We start from the raw sequence: 18,770 nt of genomic DNA on the forward strand, positions 1-18,770 counted from the left end.
CCTTGCCAGGGCCAAGCTAGGCCCAATGGCCTGCTCATTGCCCTACAAATGCCTTCACCATCTCATAAATCTCCTCGGGTTTCTCGGCGTGCACCCAGTGGCCGGCATCGACTACGGTGGCCACCTGCGAGTGCGGAAACAGCGCCGGAATGCCGTGCAGCTTGTCCTCGGCAGTGATGTAGTCCGACTTGCCGCCCCGAATGAACAGGGCGGGCTTTAGAAACGGTGCGTGGCCGGTGGTTTCTTCGCCCACGGCGGGGAGCTGGGCGGCCAGCACGTCGAGGTTGATGCGCCAGGCGAAGCTGTTGTTCTCCTTACGGTAGAGGTTTTTTAGCAAAAACTGGCGGGTGCCCACATTGGGCACATACTTGGCCAGGGCGGCATCGGCCTCCTGGCGGTTGGTGCAGGTGGTGAAATCGACGGCTTGCAAGCCGGCCACGATGTCGTCCTGGTGCTCCATGTCGGAGAAGCGCGGGGCAATATCGACCACGATAAGGCGGGCCAGGCGTTCGGGGTTATCCAAGGCGAGGCGCATGGCCACTTTGCCGCCCATGCTGTGGCCCATGAGGGAGGTATCGGGGCCGAGCTGGAGGTGGTCGAAAAGGTCGAGCACGTCCTGCGCCATGAGGGCGTAGGTGTGCTCGGGCGCGTGAAAGGAGCGGCCGTGATTGCGCAAATCGACGCTCACGACGCGCAGGCCGGCTTCGGTGGCCCAGCGGCGGGCTAGGCTCTGCCAGTTATCAAGCGTTCCGAAAAGCCCGTGGAGGATAACCAATGGGCGGCCCTGGCCCTGGTCGAGGTGGTGAAGTAGCGGCATGATGCAAAAGTAGCGAAGGGGGCTGGGGTACGGCGCCGGGGCTGTTTTCTCGGAGCACCAGCTGGCCGTAGGCGGGGCAGGCTGCCGCTTGATACGTGAGCGAGGCCGACCGGATTTGACGATTCGCCGGTTGCGGACGGGCCGAAAATTCACCTGTTTGTCATACAAGACGGCAGTGCTTTGTGTGTTTGTTCAGCTACCCAATCAATTAAGTTTAGCTTGCGAACAAATGCTCATCTGTTAAATACCCCATCCGTTGCGTTTTTACTATTTGCTTTTGCTGGCGGCACTGCCGCTCGCCGCCACCGCCCAGGTCACGCCAGCCGGCTCCACCACGCCGCCCACGCCGCCCACTGCCGCCTCGGCCCAGGAGCCCCTGCGCCGGCCCGTCGAAGAAGCCCACAACTGGAGCCTGCACTTCCAGCAAACCTTCATCGACCAGTGGCACAACAACCTGACCACGCCCTACGCCGGCGACTTTAGCCTTGCCGACCGCGAGTCGGCCAAGCTCTCGATGACCAGTACCTTCTTCATCGGGCGGCGGCTGTGGAAGAATGCGGCGGTGTATTTTAACCCGGAAGTGGCCGGCGGCAGCGGCTTGAGCAGCGCCCGCGGCATCGCCGGCTTCCCCAACGGCGAAACCTTCCGCATCGGCGTGGCCGACCCGGTGCTGTACCTGGCCCGGCTCTACGTGCGGCAAGTGTTTGCCCTGAGCCCGGAAATGGATGAAGATATCGACGACCTCAACCAAGTGGCCGGCCCCACGCCACGCCACTACATTTCGGTGAGCGCGGGCAAGCTCTGCCTGGCCGACTTTTTCGACCAGAACAGCTATTCGCACGACCCGCGCACCCAGTTTATGAACTGGAGCCTGATGAGCGCCGGGGCTTGGGACTACGCCGCCAACACCCGCGGCTACACTGTGGGCGGCGTGCTCGAATACGTGACGCCCAGCTTCAGCGCCCGCTTTGCTTCGGCGTTGCTGCCCACCTACGCCAACGGCCCGCTGCTCGACTACCGCTACGGCCAGGCTCACGCCGAAACCTTGGAGCTGACGCACACCTACCACCTTGGCCAGCATCAGGGCACGGTGCGCGCCCTGGGCTTCCGCAACGTGGCCCCGATGGCTACCTACCGCACGGCCGTGGCGCTGGGCCAGGCCACCGGCCAGCAGCCCGACCTGGAGCTGGTGCGCCACGACGGCCACACCAAAGTGGGATTCGGCCTGAACGCGGAGCAGGAAATCAGCAAGAATGTGGGGCTGTTTGCGCGGGTGAGCTACAACGATGGCCGCAACGAAACCTGGGCCTTCACCGAAATTGACCACAGCGCGAGCCTGGGCGTGGTGAGCACCGGCGCGCGCTGGCACCGCCCCGACGACCGCCTCGGCGCCGCCGTGGTGGCCAACGGCATCAGCTCCGAGCACCAGGCGTATCTGGCGGCCGGGGGCTACGGCTTCATGGTTGGCGACGGGCAGCTGAACTACGGCCTCGAAAAAATTGGCGAAGTGTACTACAGCATTGACCTGCACCGCTACCACGCCGCCATCAGCCCCGATTATCAGTTCATTCTCAACCCGGCCTACAACCGCGACCGCAGCGGGCCGGTGCACGTGGTGGCCGTGCGGCTGCACGTCGAATTTTAAACGAGCGAAACGTTTTTTAGAGTAGCAAAGGGAAAAGAATAACTTCGGGCAACCGCCGTAACGATTCCGGCATCAGGGCGGTAGTCGGGTTTACTCACTCATCCTTTTACCTTTTTTTCGCATGAAGAATTTTCGGATTACCTCGATGTACGCTAGCCTAGCGCTGCTGGCCGCCGGCGCGCTTTCATCCTTCACCACCCGGCTTTTGGCCGACCGCGAAACCCGCTCGGTGGGCTCGTTCACTGAAATTAGCCTGGGTAGCTCGTCGCACGTGGTAGTGAAGCAGGGCAGCCCCCAGAGTGTGGCGGTGGAGGGCAGCAAAGACGACCTGGCCGACTTCGAAACCACCGTGCAGGGCGGCAAGCTGCGTCTGAACTTCCGCAACCAGGAAGGTAAAATGTTCAACAACAAAAGCCACGGCCCCGTGACGGTGTATGTGACCGTGCCCACTTTAACGGCGTTGCGCGTGGGCGGCTCGGGCAAGCTCGAAATGAGCGGCCCCCTCCAGGCCGACGCCCTGACGCTGACCTTGAGCGGCTCGGGCGACTTGGTGGTGCCTCAGCTCCAGGCCAAGCAGCTCGAAACCAGTGTGTCGGGTTCGGGTGGGGTGATGCTGGGTGGCAACTGCGCCAGCAACGATATCCGCATCAGCGGCTCGGGCAAGGTGAAAGCCCACGACCTTAAAACGGAAACCAGCCGCGCCCGTATTAGCGGCTCGGGCGATGTGCACGTGTACGCCAGCCGCACGGCCGAAGGCTCTATTTCCGGTTCGGGCAGCCTGTACGTGGCCGGAGGTGCACAGCTCAGCAGCAACACCCACGGCAGCGGCCGTGTGGTGAAGGAGTAGCGTAGCAGCCAAGTGCTGGGAGTGAAGAGTTAGTAGCTAAGGGTTAATGGCTCTTTCCTCTTAACTCAATACCAGCCGCTGCGTGTAAAATTCGGGCATATCGGGGGGCGGGGCCGACCGCCGCGGGCGCGGTGCCGTACCTTTGCCGGGCCGAAAGGCGCGTTAGAGTTTCCCACCCAACACCAGTCCGTGTACCTTCATCATGTGGCGTCCTACCTTCCGGAGGCCGTCGTTACCAACGCTCACTTCACCCGCCTCAACGGCTTGGCCAGCGAGTGGATAATTGAGCGAACCGGCATTCAGGAGCGCCGCAAAGCGGGTCCCGGCGAAAATGCCAACACCATGGCCATTGCCGCTACCCGCGCGGCGTTTGCCGCCGCTCCCGCCTTTGCTGCGGCTAGTGTCGACCTTATTGTGGCCGGAACTTACACGCCGCACGATACCATTTTCACGGCCGCCCACGCCGTACAGCGCGATTTGAACGTTAACGAAATCCCGACGGTGAGCATCTCGTCGGCCTGTTCGTCGCTGCTCAACGCGGTGGAAATTGTTGAGGGCTACTTTGCCATGGGCAAGGCCACCCGTGCCGTGGTGGTCGTCACGGAGCACAACACCGCTTACAACAACGAGGAAGACACCATGGCTGGCCACCTGTGGGGCGACGGCGCGGCCACGCTGCTCATCAGCAAGGAGCGCCTCAGCCCCGATGACCTGCTCATCAGCGAAGTCATCACCGGCGGGGCCGCGCCCGTGAGCAAGGCCGACGAAGCCGTGACGCTCAAGCCCGTGGAGAAGGGCATTGTGATGCCCTTCGGCCGTGACGTGTTTCAGCAGGCCTGCCTGTACATGGCCAAAGTGACGCAGCAGCTGCTCGACAAGCACCGCATTGCCACCGACGAGCTGACCTACCTCATCCCGCACCAGGCCAACCTACGCATCTCGAAAAACGTGGTGAAGCAACTAGGCCTCGACCCCGCCCGCGCCGTCAACAACATCGACCGCCTTGGCAATACCGGCTGCGCCGGCGCCGCCATCGGCCTGGCCGAGGTGTGGGACACGCTCAAAGCCGGCGATAAGGTGATTATTACGGTGTTCGGCGGCGGGTATTCCTACGGCGCGATGCTGCTGAATAAGTAGAAACAAAACGTAAAGAAGAACGTCATGCCGGGCACAGCCGGGGCATCTCGCGTGTGGTATTAATCCAACCAACCGGATTTACCATGGCACGCGAGATGCTCCAGCTGCGCTCGGCATGACGTTCTTTGCGGTTCAATCGAAAATTCATGCTTCCGCCCGCCGCCGCTTTCCTACCCGAAATTACCTTCCAGACCAGCCGGGCCAGCGGGCCGGGCGGGCAGAACGTGAACAAGGTGGAGTCGCGCGTGGAACTGCGCTGGCACCTGATGAACTCCGAGGTGCTTACCGAAACCCAGAAGCAACTGATAGGGGAGAAGCTGGCCAACCAGCTCACCGCCGACGGCCTGCTCCTGCTGGCGGCCCAGGATGACCGCAGCCAGCTCCGCAATAGAGAAATCGTGCTGGCCCGCTTCCACGAATTGCTTCTTAAAAGCCTGCGCCGGCCCAAGCCCCGCAAAGCCACCAAGCCCAGCAAAAGCGCCGTGCGCAAGCGTCTGGAGGGCAAAAAGATTCAGGGCGAGAAAAAGGCCAGCCGGCGGCGCTTGGAGTAGCCGGCCGTAAACATCCGCCGCGTGTGGCGTTCGTTTCGCGCTACAGAAGCGTGCCGCGCAGAATGAGCAGCGCCACCGAAAAGTAAATAATCAAACCCGTCACGTCGACCAGCGTGGCCACGAAGGGCGCCGAGGACGTGGCCGGGTCCAGCCCCAGCCGCTTGAGCAGCAGTGGCAGCATGGAGCCCGCCAATGAGCCCCACAGCACAATGCCTACCAGCGCCAAGCCCACCGTGGTAGCCACCAGCACCCAATGCTCGCCATAAATGGGCGTGATGGATTGCCAGATGGCAATGCGCCCGAAGCCCACCAGCCCCAGAATCAGGCCCAGGGCCGAGCCGGTGATGAGCTCGCGCCGCAGCACCCGCCACCACTCGCCCAGCGTGAACTCGCCCAGCGCCATGGCCCGGATGATAAGCGAGGTGGCCTGCGAGCCCGAATTACCGCCCGAGCTGATGATGAGCGGCACAAATTGCACCAGCACAATGGCCTTCTGTAATTCGCCCTCGAAAAACTGCATGGCCGAGGCCGTGAGCAATTCGCCCAGAAACAGCACCACCAGCCAGCCGGCCCGCTTCTGCACCAGGCGCAGGAGCGGCATGGTGAGGTAGGGCTCGTCGAGGGCTTCGGAGCCGCCGAACTTCTGAATATCCTCGGTGTCTTCTTCCTCGCGAATGCTGAGGATGTCGTCGATGGTCACGATGCCGAGCAGGATGCCCTGGTCCGAAACCACGGGCAGGGCGTTGCGGTCGTTGCGCCGGAAAATGTCGATGCCCTCCTCCTGGTCCTGGTTGGCCGTGAGGCTCACGTAGCGGCGGTCCATCAGTTCGCGCACGCGCACAGTGGGGGCGGCCAGCAGGAATTCCCGAATGCGGATGTCGTCGATGAGCACGCCGTGGGCGTCGGTGACGTAGAGCATGCTCAGCGTTTCGGACTGCCCGCCGTGCTGGCGGATGTAGTCGAGCACCTGCTGCACGGTCCAGTTTTCGCGGATGGCGATGTAGTCGGGCGTCATCAGGCGGCCCACCGAGTATTCGGGGTAGCCCAGCAACTGCAGCGTCACCTTGCGCTCTTCCTCCGAGAGGCTTTGCACGAGCTCGGCCACGAAATTGGCGGGCAGAAATTCCAGCAGGGCCGTGCGGTCGTCGGGCGACATCTCGTTGAGGATGTCGGCCATCTTGTCCTGGGCTAGGTTGTCGAGAAAGTGCCGCTGCACTTCCAAATCGAGGTATTCGAACACCTCCGTGGCCAGCTTGAGCGGCAGCAACCGGAAGATGATGAGCTGCTCCCGTTCTTCCTCGGCCTCTATGAGCGACACCAGCTCCGAAGGCTGGAAATCGCGGAGCAGCTGCTTGAGCTTAAAAAATTCGCCCTCCTGAATCAGGGACGTGATGGTTTCCACGGTCTGCGGCTGCATGAAAAAGAGGAGGGGAGATGCTTCGCTAGGCAAGCGGGGTTGATGAAGAAATAAGCGCCACAAAAGTAGGGCTAAGCCGGCGGTAAATGGGTGTAGCAGGCGGAGAAAAGAATGGTCAGGGGCTGTCATGCTGAGCGCAGCGAAGGACCTTCTCACGCCTGCATCGTATGCGTGGGCAGATGAAGCAAGGGCAATTCGTTCGAGGGTGATAAGGTCCTGCGCTGCGCTCAGGCTGACAGCGTTGTTCAACGTCACCCGGTTCACTCCTTTCTCAATCCCGCTTGGCCGCCCCATCTTGCCACCCCAACCCCGCGCTTATGCCCACTGATACCTCTGCCGCCCCCGCGCCCTTGGGCACCCTCGTGGTGCTGGGCGGTGGCGACGACGACCCCATGCTGGCCCTGCTGGCCACCTTGCTGCCCGAACGCAACGCCCCCATCGAGGTGCTCACTACGGCCAGCCGCCGCCAGCCCGCCCGCACCGCCGCCGCCTACGCCCATGCCTGGCACCAGCTGGGCTGCCCCCACGTGCGCCATTTGCAAGTCGATGAAACCAACCACGCCGACGACCCCGCCACCCTCACGCGCCTGCGCCGGGCGGCGCTGGTGTTCATGAGCGGCGGCGACCAGGAGCGCATCACCGAATTTCTGCTCGGCACCGAATTTCTAGCCATCCTGCGGCACAAATACGCCACCGAGGCCAGTTTCATTGTGGCCGGCACCAGCGCAGGTGCCTCCGCCATGGCCGAGGTGATGCTGGTGAACGGCCACGGCTGGCGCAGCCTGCTCGGCGGCCAGATTGAGGTGAAGCCCGGCCTGGGCCTGCTGCCCGGCGTGCTCCTCGACCAGCACTTTGCCGAGCGCGGCCGCTACCCCCGCCTCATGCATGCCGTGCTGGCCCGGCCTGAGCTTCTCGGCATCGGCCTGAGCGAGGAAACCGGGCTGGTGGTGCGCGCCGGCCAGCCCGCCGAGGTGTTCGGCGAAGAGGCCGTGGTGGTGGTCGATGCCGCCGATGTTACGCACAACAACCTGCCAGAGCTGGCCGAAGACCAGGTCATCAGCGGGCACCACCTGCGGCTGCATCTGCTGGTGGCCGGCCAGCAGCTGGATTTGGCCACGCGGGAAGTAGCAGTGAAATAGCGAAATAGGGGCGGTGAAATTTTAGCGGCGCAAATCGCGCAGGCGGAATGTCCAACGCCGCACTTCCTCATTTCACACCTCACCAGTCGGGCACCAAAGCGCGCTACATTTGCGTTAGGGCCGCGTTAATACTTAAGGCAATTCATGCGTAATTCTCGTTTGTGGCTGCGGCCGCTGCGTTTCCTGGGGGTCTGGTTGGCGGTGCTCACGCTGCTGCCGTGGGCCTGCACCCGCAAAACGGTGTCGTTCAAGAGCACACCCGACGAGCCCATCGCGCTGGTGTCGGACACGCTCACCACCACCGGCGATACCCTCAATGGCAAGCCCTCGCTGAGCACAGCCCGCAAAGCGGTGCTCACCAAAGAGCAGGAAAAAGCGGCCAAAGACGCCGAGAAGGACGCCCAGCGCAAATCGAAAAAGAAGAAGAAAAACGTCTTCCTGGGCGAGAAGATGAAGAAGGCCTTCGTAAAGAGCGGGCCGAAGGGGCGCAACCAGAAAATTGCCATCTTCTACTACCTGAAGTACCCCAAGGCGCTCAACGCCTACGCGCCCGCCTACTATTACTACGACACCAAGAAGCACAAGATTCTGAAGCTGGCATCGGTGGAGGAAGACGCTTCGCAGCTCAAAATCCTGCACGGCCCCTACAAGGTGATGCAGAACAACAAGGTCCTCGAATCTGGCTACTACGCTCTCGGTACCCGGCACCTGCGCTGGGAAACCTTCGACAAGAACGGCGTGCTGCTCACCAAAACCCACTACGAAATGGGGTTCCCGCGCGACGCCAACGTGAGCTACTACGGCGAAGACCGGAGCAAAATCAACGAAATAGTGCCCTATGTGAACGGCAAGCTGGAAGGCGACTACGCCAAGTTCTTCCAGAACGGCCAGCCCGAATGGCGCGGCCAGTTCGAAAACGGCAAGCGCGTGGGCATCTGGACCAAGTTCTGGGGCTTCCGCTCGCGCCGCCGCTACGAGTACCAGTACGGCGAGTCGGGCTACGACCCGGAAGTAACCGAGCCGGAACTGGTCCGCGAATACTCGCGCGAGGCCAAGCTCATCTTCGATAAGGAAAAGAACTTCGACAAGCGCGGCGAGCCCGAAGCCGACCCCAACCCCGCCCGCCGCCCCGGCTACACCCCCCGCACCGTGCCCAAGGCCGCCCCGAAAGCGACGCCGAAACGGAAGTAGGTAGTTTGAGCTAGGAATGCGGAAAACTCAATAGAAAGCATCCTCAAAATGCTCGATGCGAAAGCCCTGGCTGAGTAGTGTCAGGGCTAAAATGTCGAAGCGGATGTCGCCGCGCCAGTCCAGTTCTTCCTGCAGGTGGGTGGCTGCGAGGCGGAACAGCTCCTTCTTGCGGGCCGATACGAATGTTTCCGGCGTGCCGTACTGGCCCGAGGAACGGGTTTTTACTTCGGCAAACACCAGCAGCTCGTTGCCACGCCGCAGCACCAGGTCGACTTCGGCACGGCCGTGGCGGTAGCTGCGCGCCAGCACCGCGTAGCCGCGGGCCACGAAGTATTCCGCGGCGGCCGTTTCGCCGGCTTGTCCTAATTCGTGGGGTGCGTGGGCCATGAGCAGGTGGGGGAGAGGGGGCCAGTGGGCCGGCAAGGCACCGCAGCCGGATGTAAGCCCGCGCAAGCTAGCCGCAGGACGCCATAAGCCAACCGCAGGCCGGGGCAAGCTAAAGCCTACCGCGCTTAGTACCTTTGCGTCCCATTTCATCACCTTCGCCCATGGCTTCCTTCGCCGAAACGTCTGCCGCGCCGCTGCCCGTCGCCGTCCTGCCCGCGGGGGCTGGCCCCGTGCCCAACCGCGCGCTGCAAGTGCAGCGCCTCGGCCTGGTGGAGTACGTGCCCACCTGGGAGCTGCAGGAAGAGCTGATGGCCGCCACACTGGCCATCAAAACCCTCAACCGCCAGGCCGAAGCCACCGGCGATGCCCTGCTGCCCACGCCCAATTACCTGCTGCTCTGCGAACACCCCCATACCTACACATTGGGCAAAAGCGGCAAGCCCGAGCACCTGCTGCTTGATGATGAAGCCCTGACGGCGCACCACGCCAGCTTCCACCGCATCAACCGCGGGGGCGACATCACTTACCACGGTCCCGGCCAGCTGGTGGGCTACCCCATCCTCGACCTCGACAATTTTCGCAACGACATCCACTGGTACCTGCGCACCCTGGAGGAAGCCGTCATCCGCACCTTGGCCGAATACGGCCTAAACGCCGGCCGCATCGCCGGCCTCACCGGCGTGTGGCTCGATTGGGAAGAGGGGGCGCTCAACCCGCGCAAAATATGCGCCTTGGGCGTGAAGTGCAGCCGCTGGGTCACCCTGCACGGCTTTGCCCTGAACGTACACCCCGATTTGTCGTACTTCGGCCACATCGTGCCCTGCGGCATCACCGACAAGGCCGTGACTTCCCTCGCGCAGGAGTTGGGCGCCGCGCCGGCCGTGTCGGTAGCCGAGGTGCAGGAGCGCCTGCTGCGCCATCTCACGGAACTATTGGCCGCCGTCGGGCCGTCTGTCACTCCAAATTCAACGACTACCAGCCTCAACGCCCCCTCGTGAAACAAGATATTCCGTTCGACCCCGTGGAAGGCGTCTCGGTGGCCATCATCCCCGACGAACAGGCCCTCACACCCGAAGGCCAGCCGTTCTGGCAAGTGTACCTGCTCAACCACAACGCTTTCCCGCTCGAAAACGTCATCATCAACGCTAAAGGCTACGGCGAACAGCCCGACGGCGAAAAGGTGCAAACATCGACCCTGCGCTACCTCTTCGAGCAAGTGCCCGCCCACACCGCCGTACCTATCGAATCCATCGACCCGGCCGTTTTTCACCTCAACAACCAATACTGGGTGAGCTACTACCGCGGCCCGCAAATCTTCGACAAGAAATTCGTTTTCGTGCCCGATTCCATCGTGCCCGACAACCTCATTCACATCGCCTTGCTCAATCGTCAGGGCGTGTTGCACAGCTAGTTCCGTTTCTGCCTTTGTACTGGCGGCTGCTTCTACCATCCGCATTGCTTATGCTGTAACCCGTTATTTATGAACCATACTGATATCGCCCTGAGCTTGTCCTGGATGTGGGCTTTGCTGGTGTCGCTTTTCGCGGTGCCATCTATCATCTACATCGCCCACCTCAAAAACATGCTCGATACCCCCAACGGGCGCACCGTGCACCAGTCGCTCACGCCGCGGCTGGGAGGCGTGGCCGTGTTTGCCGGGTTTATGTCGGCGCTCACCATCTTCGCGCCGCTCCAAAACGGCGTGAAGGAGCTGCTGGCCGGCTGCATCATCTTGTTTTTCGTGGGCCTGAAGGACGACCTGGTGGGCATGTCAGTAGCCAAAAAATTCGTGGGTCAACTCCTCGCCACCGGCATCGTGATGATAATGGCCGACGTGCGGATTACCAGCTTCCAGGGCATCTTGGGCATCGGCACGCTGCCCATTGGCGTCAGCTACGCCTTCACGCTCGGCGTCATCGTGGGCATCACCAATGCCATCAACCTCATCGACGGGCTGGACGGGCTTGCCGGTACCATCGTGTCCATCATCTGCGCCACGTTTGGCTACTACTTCTACACCTATGGCGGCCCCGATTTCGGCAACTACGTGTATGTGGCGGTGTGCCTAGTGGGCGGGCTGTTTGGCTTTCTGCGCTACAACTTCCACCGGGCTCCCATTTTCATGGGCGATACCGGCTCCCTGGTGTGCGGCTTCATTGTGTCGGTGCTGGCCATTCAGTTCATCGAGATGGGGCTGCACGTGGGACAGCCGTTTGCATCTGCTTCGCCTTCGGTGGCGGTGGGCATCCTGTTTGTGCCGTTGTTCGATACCCTGCGGGTTTTTTCGTTGCGCATGCTCGCCGGCAAGTCGCCCTTCTCGCCCGACAAGAACCATATTCACCACCGCATCCTGGCTATGGGCTTCCAGCAAATCAGCACCGTGCTGCTGCTGGGCCTGCTCAACATCCTGGTCATCCTGTTCGTCATCCGCTTCGCCTACCTCGGCAATACCATCCTCATTGCGGCTCTGGGCGTTTTTTCCGCGTTGCTCAGCATCTTCTTCGGCGTCTACCAAAGCCGGATTTCCCGACGCCAGCTCTTAGCGGCCCAGAACGGCAACTAGCAGCATGGCCACGCGCGGCGCATTTCGGTTGGGTTGGCTGCTGATTTGCAGTGTCTTGCTTGCGCTGCCCGGCAGCCTGCGCCCCGCCCAGGCCAGCGAATACAAGCAGCTGCCCCCGGCCTCGCCCACGTCCCTCTCCGCCGATTGGCTGATTCACGACGCCGCCCGCAACCGCCTCATCTTCTTCCTGCCTGGCTACCATCAGCCCGCCCACGCCTACTACCAGTGGGTGCGGCTCAGCCACAACCAGTCGTTTCCGCTCTCGTTCGCCGCGCAGCCTGGCCTGAGCTTATTCATCGATAACCAACTGGTTTTCACGGCGCGCACCGCCACCACCTACTTCCTCGACCTAGCCCACCTGCTGCCCGCGCAGCTGCCCGCGGGCGCGCACCTGCTCGCCGTCTGGCAGCCCGATGGCTATCCGGCCCTCACCTCCTTCTCAAGCTTGAGCGCCAGCACGCCAGCCCCCGGCCAAGCCACTTCCAAAGTAGCGCAGGCGGCTCAGCCCCGGCTACCCGGCCCGCAGGGCCAGAACGTATACCTAGGCTTTTTGCTGGTACTCGGCCTCTCTTATGGCGCCGTGCGCACCACTTACCAGCCCGGGCTGGCCCGCATTTTTCAGATTGAGGAGCTCTTCGGCAATGGCAGCGACCAGCAGGCCTTCCTGGCTAAGCCGGCGTTTTCGCTGCTCAACCTGCTGCTGGTACTGCTATTCGCACTGTCGTTTGCGCTCCTCCTCACCGCCATCCACACCGACCTGCAGAACCTGCCCCTGCTGCGCCGGTTTTTCAACGTGCCCGAAACCGCCATTGTGGCGCGGGTACTGCTCTACACGGCCATCATCACCGCCTTTGTATTCGGCAAATACCTCTACGTCGGCATTCTGGGCTATACATTCGGCCTGCAGCCGCTGGTCGATGTGCAGTATCGGGAGTTCCTGCGCACCACGTTGCTGGCGGGGCTGGTGCTGCCAGTGGTGCTCCTGCTCTACCTCAGCCTCAACAGTGGCCATCCGCGCACAGTGGCTTGGGCGGCCAGCGCGGCTATCGCGCTGGTGCTGGTCGGCACGGTGTTGCGCGTCGGGCGTACCCTGCATCAGCACGCTTCGCTGACAAATCTGCATTTGTTTGCCTACCTTTGCGCCACTGAAGTACTGCCTTTGCTGGTTTTACTTAAACTTATTGTTTTTACGTACTAATTAGCACCGCTCTGCGGCCTGCATTTGCTCATTTTCCTCCTTCTATTGTCCTAGTATTACTCTTTTTTTCCCTGTATGGCCGAGAGTGCAGACAAGCCGGGCACAGGCCGGCATGCCAAACGCATCAGTAGCATCCTGGTTACCCAGCCGAAACCCACTAATGATGTGTCTCCCTATTTCTCCATTGCTGAGAAATACGGCATCAAGGTGGACTTTCGCGAGTTCATTGATGTGCAGCCCGTATCCTATAAGGATTTTCGGCGCGAAAAAATAAATATTCTGGAATACACGGCCGTCATTTTCACGAGCCGCAACGCCGTCGACCATTTCTTCCGCATCTGTCAGGAGGCAAAACTGGAAATGCCGGCGGAAATGAAATATTTCTGCATCTCTGAGCAGACGGCCAACTACTTGCAGAAGTACATCGTGCTGCGCAAACGCAAGTTGTTTGTGGGCGAGCGCACGGCCGCCGACTTGTTCGAGGTCATCAAGAAGCACAAAGGCGAGAAGTTTTTGTATCCCTGCTCCGACATTCGCAAGGACGACCTTCCCGTGTTCATGCGGGCCAACAACCTCAAGTTTTCCGAGGCGGTTATCTACCGCACCGTCGCCAGCGACCTGTCCGACCTCGCGGAGGTGAAGTACGATTGCATCGCGTTTTTCAGCCCTTCCGGCATCAGCTCGCTCTTCATCAATTTCCCCGATTTCGTGCAGGAAGGCACCCGCATTGCCGCTTTTGGGCCCACCACGGCCAAAGCCGTCATCGACGCCGGCCTCATCCTCGACATCGAAGCGCCGCACCCCAATGCCCCATCCATGACCGGGGCCATCGAGGCCTATATCCGCCGGCACATGCAGCCAGACGTTGGCAAGGCCAATACCAAAAATGCCAAACCCGACGCCTGATTAAGGTAAAAGGTTGAAAACCGGAGCAACAACCTTGCGCCGGTTTTTTTTGGCTGAATTTTTTGAAGCCGGTTTTTGCCTTACATTTGGAAGCTATTCTTCCACTCGCAACACCCACCACCCCCACCTCCCTCTTCTTCACCCGTTACCACCACACCTGTCCTATGAAAGGAACGTTACTCGCGACCCTGCTCTTTACGGCCGCGGCCGGTTCGGCGTATGCCCAACAGCAGCCCCAGTTCACCCACTACGGTTTTAATGGCATGGCGCTGAATCCAGCCTATGCCGGCATCAAAGGGCAAGGCGAGGTAAACCTCATCGGCCGTTACCAGTACTTCAACTACGGCAACTTCGGTGATGCCAACGGCTCACCCCGTACGGGCCTGATTTCTGCTTCGCTGCCCGTCTTGGCTACCGGTGGCGGCGTGGGCGCTGTGGTTTATTACGATGTGCTCGGTCAGTCGAAAATGACCAACGCGGCGCTTTCCTATTCGCAGCACATCAAGCTGGGTTCGGGCAAGCTGGGCATCGGCATCCAGGGCACCTACACTTACCTGAGCAAAGGCACCTACATCGCCCTCGATAAGGACGACGTGAACGTACCCAGCGGCGCTTCCGACAGCAAGTTTGACGCCGGGGTGGGTCTGTGGTACGAGTCGCCCAAGTTCTACGCTGGTTTGAGCATGAACAACCTGCTGCGTTCGCAGTACACGTTCAAGAGCGCCGGCACGGCCGGTACGCCCAACCAGTACATCGCCGAGAACCACGCCTATTTCACCGCCGGCTACAATATTGATGCCTCGTCGTCCGTTGTTGTAACGCCAATGGTATTGGTGAAATCCGTATTGCCAGGCGACTTTTCCAGCAGCAACAAATTTAATAACTCTAAGAACTACTCCTTTGAGGGCGGTGTTCGGGCCACTATCGACGACAAATATTGGATAGGTGCCAACTACCGGACCGAAGAATCCGTTTCGGGCCTGTTAGGCATCAGTTTCGCCAAAGAAAATGCCGTTCGCTTGGGCTACGCCTTCGACTTTATTGCCTTCAACCAAGATGCGCGCGCCTTTAGCTCGCATGAGATTATGCTCTCCTACCGCTTGCCTAAGCCGGCCTCCAACATTCGCCCGGCAATTCGCACGCCCCGTTACAGCTTCTAATTTTCATATTTCCTCGTTCGGCACCCAGAATGAGCATTATCCTAATCCAGTTAGGATAAATTTTAGGCGGCTTCGCAAGATATAATAAGGATTAACCGAGTTATTTGCGCTATTCAGCGTGTTTGCCCTGAATTTGGTCGTGTGCAGTAAAGTTTAAGTATTGCACAGTTTCCTAATTTAGTGTAGATTTGCCAGCCCATCTAAATGGACTTTAGCGGTATCGGCAATTACTAAACAGAATTCTAACTCCATGAACAAGTTTCTAGCATTATCCCTTTTTGCTATCTCCGGTACATTATTGGGCGGGTGTTTTGGCAAAGGACCAACCGGTGACTTGGTTGGCTCGGAGGACCGGCCCTTCTTTATTCCGCAGGAAGTGCCTTATGGCATGGTGCCTTGCCCCGGCGGCACGTTCCACATGGGCCAGACCGACCAGGACATTTCTGCCTCGATGGTGAACATGAACAAGCAGGTGACTATCGCCGGCTTCTACATGGACGAAACGGAGATTACCAACAACGAATACCGTCAGTTTGTCGATGCCATCAAGCAGGACTCGCTCGATGTGTTGGGCGAAGAATATGTGATGACCGAGTTGTACCCCGATACCACGGTTTGGGTGCGCGATTTCACTTACCACATGGGCGACCCCCTGCTGGAGTACTACTACACCCACCCGGCCTTCGACGATTATCCGGTGGTGGGCGTTGACTGGTTTGCCGCAAAGTATTTCTGCAACTGGCGCACCAAGTTCCGTAACGCTGCCCGCGAAGAATCGGGCTACGCCAACGACCCCAACTTCCGCCTTCCTTCCGAGGCTGAATGGGAATACGCCGCCCGCGGTGGCCGCGACCTTGCTACTTACCCCTGGGGTGGCCCGTACCTGCGCAACACCAAGGGTTGCATGCTGGCCAACTTTAAGCCCGGCCGTGGCGACTATGCTTCGGATGGTTTCGCTTACACCTCGGAAGTAGGTTCGTTCTTCCCCAACGACTTCGGCCTGTATGATATGGCCGGCAACGTATCGGAGTGGTGCGACGACGCTTACATGGAAGCCTCCGTGCCGGTGGTTTGGGACTTGAACCCCACCAACCCGGACGACAACGAGCCCCGCAAAGTAGTACGTGGCGGTTCGTGGAAAGACATTGCTTATTTCCTCGAAACCGGTACGCGCAATTTCGAATACCAGGACTCGGCCCGCTCTTACATCGGTTTCCGTTGCTCGATGATTCAAATTGGCATGGGCACCAACAGTTCCCTTAACTAATAATATACCACCTCAATCGGCGGGACGACATTAATTAACCACCCTCCCCTTCAACACCTTCTTCAACCCCTTTCAATCGTTAAATTCTCATGGCAGCTAAAGGAAATTTTCTCTATGATTCGCTGATGCCCAAAATCTATGGCATCGGTGCAGCCGTTGTTATCGTCGGTGCATTGTTTAAAATCGAGCACTGGGCCGGTGCCGACCTTATGCTCATCGTAGGCTTGGGCACGGAAGCCGTTATCTTCTTCCTCAGCGCATTCCAGCCCCAGCACAAGGAGCACGACTGGTCGCTGGTTTATCCTGAACTGAGCGAAGGCTACGACCCTTCGACCGGCAACCCCAGCTTCTCGACTTCTGATAATTCGGCCAAAGGCCTGACCATGAAGCTGGACGACATGCTGAAAAATGCTAACGTAACCCCCGAAGCTCTCACCAACCTGGGCCAAGGCCTGAACCGTCTCAGCACCACCACTTCGCAGCTCTCGCAGTTGGGCGAAGCCACCAACGTGACCGACGAGTACACCAAAAAGGTGCGCACGGCCGCCGATTCGCTCGAAAAAATCAACGTTGCTTACTCGAACACCGTGGATGCTATTTCGGCCATGTCGAACGCCACTTCGGATGCTAAAGAGTACCACATGCAAGTGCAGAACGTGACCAAGAACCTGGGCGCGTTGAATGCTGTGTATGAAATGGAACTGCAGGATGCCAACACGCACCTCAAGTCCATGAACCAGTTCTACGGTACGCTCAGCAAGGCCATGGACAACATGACCCAGGCTGGCAAAGACACCGAAAGCTTCCAGAAGCAAGTGGCCGACCTCACGGGTAACCTGACTTCGCTGAACCGTGTGTACGGCAACATGCTGAATGCTATGCGTGCCGGCGCTCAAGCCTAAGCGCTTTTTATCACACCTTCCACCAAATTTTTAGCGGAACCAGATAATGGCAGGCGGAAAAGAAACCCCGCGGCAGAAGATGATTGGCATGATGTACCTCGTGCTGACCGCTCTTCTGGCGCTTCAAGTGAACTCAGCGATTCTGCTGAAGTTCAAGTTCATCGACGACAGCCTTTTGGGTGTCAACGACAAAACCTCGGTCGGTGCCGACGGTACGGTAAAAGGTATCGAAGCAGCGGTTAAGAAAAATAACAACCAAGCTCGTGACTTGAATATTCTCAAGCAAAGCGAGGAAATCCGTGCAAAAACCAAGGAACTCGTTGCTTATCTGCGCGATGTTCGTCAGAAGCTGTTGACAGTGACTGAGAACAAAGGCCCGGAAATGACCAACTTGAGCGGTGAAGACAAAGTTGCCATCACCATGCTCGGCGGCCAGAAACACAACGGCATTGCTTACACCGGTCTCAAGCCGAAATTGAACGAGTACTCGGAGTTCATCAAGCAGTATGTTCCCAATGCTACGCCGTTGGCAATTGATGCAAAAGATGACCCCCGCGTAACGGAGAAGGCTCAGAAGAACAAGAACTTCGCAGAACTCAACTTCGAAAACACGCCGGTAGTAGCTGCTTTGGCCACCATTTCTCAAAAGGAAACCGAAGTGCTGAAGTATGAATCGGATGCCCTTTCGGCACTGGCTCAGAAAGTAGGTGCGAAAACGGTCGTGTTTGACAAAATCGGTGCTTTCGCTAGTGCTGAGTCTAACACAGTAGCGGCTGGCACCAAGTACAAGGCTGAATTGTTTCTGACGGCTTCGGCTTCGACAATCCATCCTTCGATGACCCTAAATGGTTCGTCGCTGGCAGTAGACCCCGCTAACGGTCACGGCAAAGTAGAGTTCACGGCCCGCCCCGGCGCGTTTGATGCCTCTGGTAACGCCAAGGCTTCGTGGACTGGTACCATCCGCTTCAACCAGAACGGTCGCGACACCACCTTCACCGTTAAAGTGCCTTACACGATTACCAAGCCGGTAATGCAAATTCAGTCGGCTTCGGTACAGGCCCTGTACTTCAAGTGCGGCAACAAGCTTAATGTATCGGTGCCGGCCCTCGGCGCGCAATACAAACCCAGCTTCTCGGCTTCGGGTGCATCGGCAATCCCCGGCTCGAAAGTGGGTGACGTGACCCTGATTCCTAACTCGAAGGAAGTAACGTTGAACGTCAGCAGCGGCGGCAATGCTATCGGTTCACAAACCTTCCAGGTTCGTCCGATTCCTAAGCCGACCATTGAAGCTTTTGCTGGCGGTCGCCAAGTGAACGAGAAGCAAGGCACCCCAGGCACCGCAGTACGTTCGCTGACCCTGAAGGCTATTCCGGACGCTGGCTTCCTGACTTTCTTGCCTGATGATGCTCGTTTCCGTGTGACCCGCTACGAGGTGACCCTCGTGCGTGGCCGCCGCCCCGCTTTGGCTCCCAAAACCATCAGCGGCCCTACGGCTGACCTGAGCGATGTGGTGAACGCCTACCGCGACGGCGACCGTCTGTACGTGGAAGTGAAAGAAGTGCAGCGCATGAACTTCCAGGGCAGCACTGAGCCGGTAAGCGTTTCCAAGCAGTTTAATATTCCCCTGCTGTAATATCTGTGGC

The 18,770-nt window shown here is 59.5% G+C and carries 18 protein-coding genes; 15 read left to right on the top strand and 3 right to left on the bottom strand.

Annotated features, from left to right (window positions below; translation table 11 throughout):
• Nucleotides 1-34: 34 nt before the first annotated feature.
• Complete coding sequence (locus Q4S41_RS05510) at nt 35-817, bottom strand: alpha/beta fold hydrolase (protein ID WP_305030103.1); 783 nt, start codon at nt 815-817, stop codon at nt 35-37.
• A gap of 256 nt (nt 818-1,073) precedes the next feature.
• Between Q4S41_RS05510 and Q4S41_RS05515 the strand changes: the two genes are divergently transcribed.
• The 4 genes from Q4S41_RS05515 (at nt 1,074) to arfB (ending at nt 4,997) form a co-directional block, all read left to right on the top strand.
• Complete coding sequence (locus Q4S41_RS05515; protein ID WP_305030104.1) at nt 1,074-2,462, top strand: carbohydrate porin; 1,389 nt, start codon at nt 1,074-1,076, stop codon at nt 2,460-2,462.
• 121 nt (nt 2,463-2,583) lie between these two features.
• Complete coding sequence (locus tag Q4S41_RS05520; protein WP_305030105.1) at nt 2,584-3,309, top strand: head GIN domain-containing protein; 726 nt, start codon at nt 2,584-2,586, stop codon at nt 3,307-3,309.
• 189 nt (nt 3,310-3,498) lie between these two features.
• Nucleotides 3,499-4,446 (top strand): 3-oxoacyl-ACP synthase III family protein, encoded by a 948-nt coding sequence (locus tag Q4S41_RS05525; RefSeq protein WP_305030106.1) that lies wholly within the window; start codon nt 3,499-3,501, stop codon nt 4,444-4,446.
• 146 nt (nt 4,447-4,592) lie between these two features.
• A complete protein-coding gene (arfB, locus tag Q4S41_RS05530) occupies nt 4,593-4,997 on the top strand; it encodes an alternative ribosome rescue aminoacyl-tRNA hydrolase ArfB (protein WP_305030107.1) in 405 nt (134 codons plus the stop codon).
• A 40-nt stretch (nt 4,998-5,037) separates the two neighbouring features.
• Here the strand turns inward: arfB and mgtE are convergent, their stop codons facing one another.
• Nucleotides 5,038-6,414, bottom strand: coding sequence for a magnesium transporter (mgtE, locus tag Q4S41_RS05535; RefSeq protein WP_305030108.1), 1,377 nt, complete (start codon nt 6,412-6,414; stop codon nt 5,038-5,040).
• 317 nt (nt 6,415-6,731) lie between these two features.
• On the opposite strand from mgtE, the gene Q4S41_RS05540 reads away from it, so the two are divergent.
• The gene (locus Q4S41_RS05540; protein ID WP_305030109.1) at nt 6,732-7,553 is read left to right on the top strand and encodes a cyanophycinase; all 822 of its coding nucleotides are present in this window, start codon (nt 6,732-6,734) and stop codon (nt 7,551-7,553) included.
• A 144-nt stretch (nt 7,554-7,697) separates the two neighbouring features.
• Nucleotides 7,698-8,744 carry a toxin-antitoxin system YwqK family antitoxin gene (locus Q4S41_RS05545; RefSeq protein ID WP_305030110.1) on the top strand — a complete coding sequence of 349 codons (1,047 nt, stop codon included), beginning with the start codon at nt 7,698-7,700 and terminating at the stop codon, nt 8,742-8,744.
• A 27-nt stretch (nt 8,745-8,771) separates the two neighbouring features.
• On the opposite strand, the gene Q4S41_RS05550 is transcribed toward Q4S41_RS05545, so the two are convergent.
• Nucleotides 8,772-9,131: a YraN family protein gene (locus Q4S41_RS05550; protein WP_305030111.1), complete on the bottom strand. Its 360-nt coding sequence runs from the start codon at nt 9,129-9,131 to the stop codon at nt 8,772-8,774.
• Between the two features lie 161 nt (nt 9,132-9,292).
• Here Q4S41_RS05550 and lipB point away from each other — a divergent pair, with 161 nt between their 5' ends.
• The 9 genes from lipB (at nt 9,293) to porM (ending at nt 18,760) form a co-directional block, all read left to right on the top strand.
• On the top strand, nt 9,293-10,129 hold the full coding sequence (gene lipB / locus Q4S41_RS05555) for a lipoyl(octanoyl) transferase LipB (RefSeq protein ID WP_305030112.1): 837 nt from the start codon (nt 9,293-9,295) through the stop codon (nt 10,127-10,129).
• A complete protein-coding gene (locus Q4S41_RS05560) occupies nt 10,126-10,542 on the top strand; it encodes a hypothetical protein (protein ID WP_305030113.1) in 417 nt (138 codons plus the stop codon). The genes lipB and Q4S41_RS05560 overlap by 4 nt, the downstream gene beginning before the upstream one ends.
• 69 nt (nt 10,543-10,611) lie before the next feature.
• Nucleotides 10,612-11,694 (top strand): MraY family glycosyltransferase, encoded by a 1,083-nt coding sequence (locus Q4S41_RS05565; RefSeq protein ID WP_305030114.1) that lies wholly within the window; start codon nt 10,612-10,614, stop codon nt 11,692-11,694.
• Between the two features lie 55 nt (nt 11,695-11,749).
• Entirely contained in the window at nt 11,750-12,892 is a 1,143-nt protein-coding gene (locus tag Q4S41_RS05570) for a DUF4271 domain-containing protein (protein WP_305030115.1), read from the top strand.
• Between the two features lie 75 nt (nt 12,893-12,967).
• Nucleotides 12,968-13,798, top strand: a complete 831-nt coding sequence (locus Q4S41_RS05575) for a uroporphyrinogen-III synthase (protein WP_305030116.1) — start codon at nt 12,968-12,970, stop codon at nt 13,796-13,798.
• 164 nt (nt 13,799-13,962) lie between these two features.
• Nucleotides 13,963-14,958, top strand: a complete 996-nt coding sequence (locus tag Q4S41_RS05580) for a PorP/SprF family type IX secretion system membrane protein (RefSeq protein WP_305030117.1) — start codon at nt 13,963-13,965, stop codon at nt 14,956-14,958.
• 250 nt (nt 14,959-15,208) lie between these two features.
• Nucleotides 15,209-16,225 (top strand): T9SS ring complex lipoprotein PorK/GldK, encoded by a 1,017-nt coding sequence (porK, locus tag Q4S41_RS05585; protein WP_305013436.1) that lies wholly within the window; start codon nt 15,209-15,211, stop codon nt 16,223-16,225.
• Nucleotides 16,226-16,350: 125 nt separating this feature from the next.
• Nucleotides 16,351-17,127 (top strand): type IX secretion system motor protein PorL/GldL, encoded by a 777-nt coding sequence (gene porL / locus Q4S41_RS05590; protein ID WP_305030118.1) that lies wholly within the window; start codon nt 16,351-16,353, stop codon nt 17,125-17,127.
• A 46-nt stretch (nt 17,128-17,173) separates the two neighbouring features.
• Nucleotides 17,174-18,760, top strand: coding sequence for a type IX secretion system motor protein PorM/GldM (porM, locus tag Q4S41_RS05595; protein ID WP_305030119.1), 1,587 nt, complete (start codon nt 17,174-17,176; stop codon nt 18,758-18,760).
• Nucleotides 18,761-18,770: the final 10 nt, after the last annotated feature.

It is taken from the genome of Hymenobacter convexus (assembly GCF_030580955.1).
Taxonomy (GTDB): domain Bacteria; phylum Bacteroidota; class Bacteroidia; order Cytophagales; family Hymenobacteraceae; genus Hymenobacter.

Coding starts and splice junctions, on each gene's coding strand:
- mgtE (WP_305030108.1), bottom strand. CDS start 6,414: ATGCAGCCGCAGACCGTGGAAACCATCACGTCCCTGATTCAGGAGGGC.
- Q4S41_RS05520 (WP_305030105.1), top strand. CDS start 2,584: ATGAAGAATTTTCGGATTACCTCGATGTACGCTAGCCTAGCGCTGCTG.
- porL (WP_305030118.1), top strand. CDS start 16,351: ATGCCCAAAATCTATGGCATCGGTGCAGCCGTTGTTATCGTCGGTGCA.
- porK (WP_305013436.1), top strand. CDS start 15,209: ATGAACAAGTTTCTAGCATTATCCCTTTTTGCTATCTCCGGTACATTA.
- Q4S41_RS05540 (WP_305030109.1), top strand. CDS start 6,732: ATGCCCACTGATACCTCTGCCGCCCCCGCGCCCTTGGGCACCCTCGTG.
- porM (WP_305030119.1), top strand. CDS start 17,174: ATGGCAGGCGGAAAAGAAACCCCGCGGCAGAAGATGATTGGCATGATG.
- Q4S41_RS05565 (WP_305030114.1), top strand. CDS start 10,612: ATGAACCATACTGATATCGCCCTGAGCTTGTCCTGGATGTGGGCTTTG.
- Q4S41_RS05510 (WP_305030103.1), bottom strand. CDS start 817: ATGCCGCTACTTCACCACCTCGACCAGGGCCAGGGCCGCCCATTGGTT.
- Q4S41_RS05545 (WP_305030110.1), top strand. CDS start 7,698: ATGCGTAATTCTCGTTTGTGGCTGCGGCCGCTGCGTTTCCTGGGGGTC.
- Q4S41_RS05580 (WP_305030117.1), top strand. CDS start 13,963: ATGAAAGGAACGTTACTCGCGACCCTGCTCTTTACGGCCGCGGCCGGT.
- arfB (WP_305030107.1), top strand. CDS start 4,593: ATGCTTCCGCCCGCCGCCGCTTTCCTACCCGAAATTACCTTCCAGACC.
- Q4S41_RS05575 (WP_305030116.1), top strand. CDS start 12,968: ATGGCCGAGAGTGCAGACAAGCCGGGCACAGGCCGGCATGCCAAACGC.
- lipB (WP_305030112.1), top strand. CDS start 9,293: ATGGCTTCCTTCGCCGAAACGTCTGCCGCGCCGCTGCCCGTCGCCGTC.
- Q4S41_RS05550 (WP_305030111.1), bottom strand. CDS start 9,131: ATGGCCCACGCACCCCACGAATTAGGACAAGCCGGCGAAACGGCCGCC.